Annotated in this window: 3 protein-coding genes; all 3 read right to left on the minus strand. The window is 68.2% G+C overall.

Annotation, left to right across the window (positions count from 1 at the left end):
- Positions 1-138: 138 nt before the first annotated feature.
- From pstB to pstC, 3 genes are read right to left on the minus strand one after another with little or no spacing between them, the layout of a single operon-like run.
- Positions 139-915 carry a phosphate ABC transporter ATP-binding protein PstB gene (gene pstB, locus ACFV2J_RS34050; protein WP_266700092.1) on the minus strand — a complete coding sequence of 259 codons (777 nt, stop codon included), beginning with the start codon at positions 913-915 and terminating at the stop codon, positions 139-141.
- Between the two features lie 47 nt (positions 916-962).
- Positions 963-2,027: a phosphate ABC transporter permease PstA gene (gene pstA / locus ACFV2J_RS34055; protein ID WP_385442278.1), complete on the minus strand. Its 1,065-nt coding sequence runs from the start codon at positions 2,025-2,027 to the stop codon at positions 963-965.
- The gene (gene pstC, locus ACFV2J_RS34060; RefSeq protein ID WP_385442280.1) at positions 2,024-3,031 is read right to left on the minus strand and encodes a phosphate ABC transporter permease subunit PstC; all 1,008 of its coding nucleotides are present in this window, start codon (positions 3,029-3,031) and stop codon (positions 2,024-2,026) included. The genes pstA and pstC overlap by 4 nt, the downstream gene beginning before the upstream one ends.
- Positions 3,032-3,160 lie beyond the last annotated feature (129 nt).

Here is a 3,160-nt window from a genome sequence, read left to right on the forward strand (position 1 = left end):
CGCGCCCCGCGCGCGGGGCCGGGGCCCGCCCCCGCCCAACGGGCTGCGCGCCCCCCCCCCTCTCCGGGGGGCGCCCCCTTCTCGTCCTCGCGGTGGCACCGCCATGCAGCACCGCGAGGGGTTCTTGTGGGGGACGGCTCAGCCGAAGCGGCCCGAGATGTAGTCCTCGGTGGCCTGGACCGACGGGTTGGAGAAGATCCGCTCCGTGTCGTCGATCTCGATGAGACGGCCCGGCTGGCCCACCGCGGCCAGGTTGAAGAACGCGGTGCGGTCGGAGACCCGCGCGGCCTGCTGCATGTTGTGCGTCACGATGACGATCGTGAAGCGCTCCTTCAGCTCACCGATCAGGTCCTCGATGGCGAGGGTGGAGATCGGGTCCAGGGCCGAGCACGGCTCGTCCATGAGAAGGACCTGCGGCTCCACCGCGATCGCCCGCGCGATGCACAGTCGCTGCTGCTGGCCGCCGGACAGGCCCGAGCCGGGCTTGTTCAGGCGGTCCTTGACCTCGTTCCAGAGGTTCGCGCCCTTGAGGGACTTCTCGACGATGTCGTTGAGCTCGGACTTCCGGTAGGAGCCGTTGAGCTTGAGGCCCGCCGCCACGTTGTCGAAGATCGACATGGTGGGGAAGGGGTTGGGGCGCTGGAAGACCATGCCGATCGTGCGGCGCACGGCGACGGGGTCGACGCCCTGGCCGTACAGGTCCTCGTCGTCCAGGAGCACCTTGCCGTCGACGCGGCCGCCAGGGGTGACCTCGTGCATCCGGTTGAGGGTGCGCAGGAAGGTCGACTTGCCGCAGCCGGAGGGGCCGATGAAGGCCGTCACCGAGCGGGGCTCGACCGTCATCGAGATGTCTTCGATCGCCTTGTGGGCGCTGTAGTAAGCGGTCAGACCGCTCACGTCGATTCGCTTGGCCATGTCAGTCACTGCTTCTTTCGAGAGGTTCGGGTCGCTGATTGGCCGCGTCAGCGGCCCGTCTTCGGGGCCTTCCAGCGGGCGATGCCGCGGGCCGCCAGGTTCAGGATCATGACGAAGGCGATGAGCGCGAGTGCCGCCGCCCAGGCCCTGTCGTAGGCCGCGCCGGAGCCGGCGCTGTTCGCGTACTGCTGGTAGATGTACAGCGGCAGCGAGGCCTGCGGATCCGAGAACGGGTTGGTGTTGATGAAGTTCGTGCCCCAGACCAGGAGCAGCACCGGGGCCGTCTCGCCCGTGATGCGGGCGACCGCGAGCATCACACCCGTGGTGATACCGCCGATGGACGTCGGCAGGACCACCTTGATGATGGTGCGCCACTTCGGGACGCCCAGCGCGAGGGAGGCCTCGCGCAGCTCGTTCGGTACGAGCTTGAGCATCTCCTCGGTGGAGCGGACCACGACGGGCATCATCAGGATGGACAGGGCGAGCGAACCGGCGAAGCCGGAGTAGCCCATGTCCAGGATCAGGATCCAGAAGCTGAGGATGAACAGGCCGGCGACGATCGACGGGATGCCCGTCATGACGTCGACGAAGAAGGTGACGGCCTTGGCGAGCTTGCCGCGCCCGTACTCCACCAGGTAGACGGCGGTGAGCACACCGATCGGCACGGCGATCAGGGTGGCGATGCCGACCTGCTCGAGGGTGCCGATGATCGCGTGGTAGATGCCGCCACCGGTCTCGGTGTCGGCGACCACTCCCATGGAGTGGGTCAGGAAGTAGATGTCGAAGACCTTCACGCCACGCTTGGCGGTCTCCCAGATCAGGGAGGCCAGCGGGACGATGGCGACGAGGAAGCAGACCCAGACGAGGCTGGTCGCGACCCGGTCCTTGGCCTGGCGGCGGCCCTCGACGCGGGCCGAGATGCCGTAGGTGCCGAGGATGAAGAGGATCGCGGCGATCAGGCCCCACTGGACCTTGCTGTCGAGACCGCCCACCAGTCCGATGACCACGGCGAGGACGAGCGCGCCCGCGGCGATCCCCCACGGGGACCACGAGGGGAGGCTGGCGCCGCGCAGGCTGCTGGGGCGCCTCTCGGTGACGGATGCGTGGCTCATGCGTTGGCCCCCGAGTACTCCTTGCGGCGGTTGATGATCATCCGCGCGCCGCCGTTGACCAGCAGGGTGATGACGAACAGGACGAGACCGGAGGCGATCAGCGCGTCCTGGCCGAGCGGGGTGGCCTCGCTGAACTTGCTCGCGATGTTCTGCGCGAAGGTGCCGCCGCCCGGGTCGAGCAGGCTGGCGTTGATCTCGAAGGTGGGCGAGAGGACCGTGGCGACGGCCATCGTCTCGCCGAGCGCGCGGCCGAGGCCGAGCATCGACGCGGAGATCACACCGGAGCGGCCGAAGGGCAGCACCGACATGCGGATGACCTCCCAGCGCGTGGCGCCGAGCGCGAGCGCGGCCTCCTGGATCATCGGCGGAGCCTGGCGGAAGACCTCGCGGCTCACGTTGGTGATGATCGGCAGGATCATGATCGCGAGCAGGACACCGACGGTGAGCATCGAGCGGGGGGCGCCGCCCTGCCACTCGAAGATGCCGGTCCAGCCGAAGTAGTGGTCGAGCCAGCCGAAGAGACCGCCCATGTGCGGGACCAGGACGAGGGCGCCCCAGAGGCCGTACACGATGGAGGGGACGGCGGCGAGCAGGTCGATCACGAACCCGATGGGGCCGCCGAGCTTGCGCGGCGCGTAGTGCGTGATGAACAGCGCGATGCCGACGGCGACGGGGACCGCGAGGGCCATGGCGATGATCGAGGAGACCACCGTGCCGAAGGCCAGCACCGCGATGCCGAAGTTCGGCGGCAGCAGGTTGGTGTTCCACTCGAACGTCGTGAGGAAGTTCCCGTGGTCCTCGCTGATCGCGTTGGCCGCGCGATAGGTGAGGAAGGCCGCGATGGCGGCCATGATCACCAGGAGGAAGATGCCGGACCCGCGGGAGAGACCGATGAAGACACGGTCTCCGGTGCGGGAGGCGCCGCGGTCGGCGATCTTCGTGCCGGGCGCGGAAGTCTGTGGGGTGGGGGGTGGCGCTTCAGTGTTCTGTGTCGTTATGTCCATGAGGATTCTCCGGTCTGCGGAACCGTAAGGGGTGGCGGCGACCGTCGTGTGGTCAACTGTGCGGATGGCGTCAGCGGCGGAGGAGAGTTCTCTTATAAACATCTGACTCTGGCGAGGAAAGTGCGAGTG

The organism is Streptomyces sp. NPDC059668 (assembly GCF_042734135.1).
GTDB lineage: Bacteria > Actinomycetota > Actinomycetes > Streptomycetales > Streptomycetaceae > Streptomyces.

Coding starts and splice junctions, on each gene's coding strand:
- pstB (WP_266700092.1), bottom strand. CDS start 915: ATGGCCAAGCGAATCGACGTGAGCGGTCTGACCGCTTACTACAGCGCC.
- pstA (WP_385442278.1), bottom strand. CDS start 2,027: ATGAGCCACGCATCCGTCACCGAGAGGCGCCCCAGCAGCCTGCGCGGC.
- pstC (WP_385442280.1), bottom strand. CDS start 3,031: ATGGACATAACGACACAGAACACTGAAGCGCCACCCCCCACCCCACAG.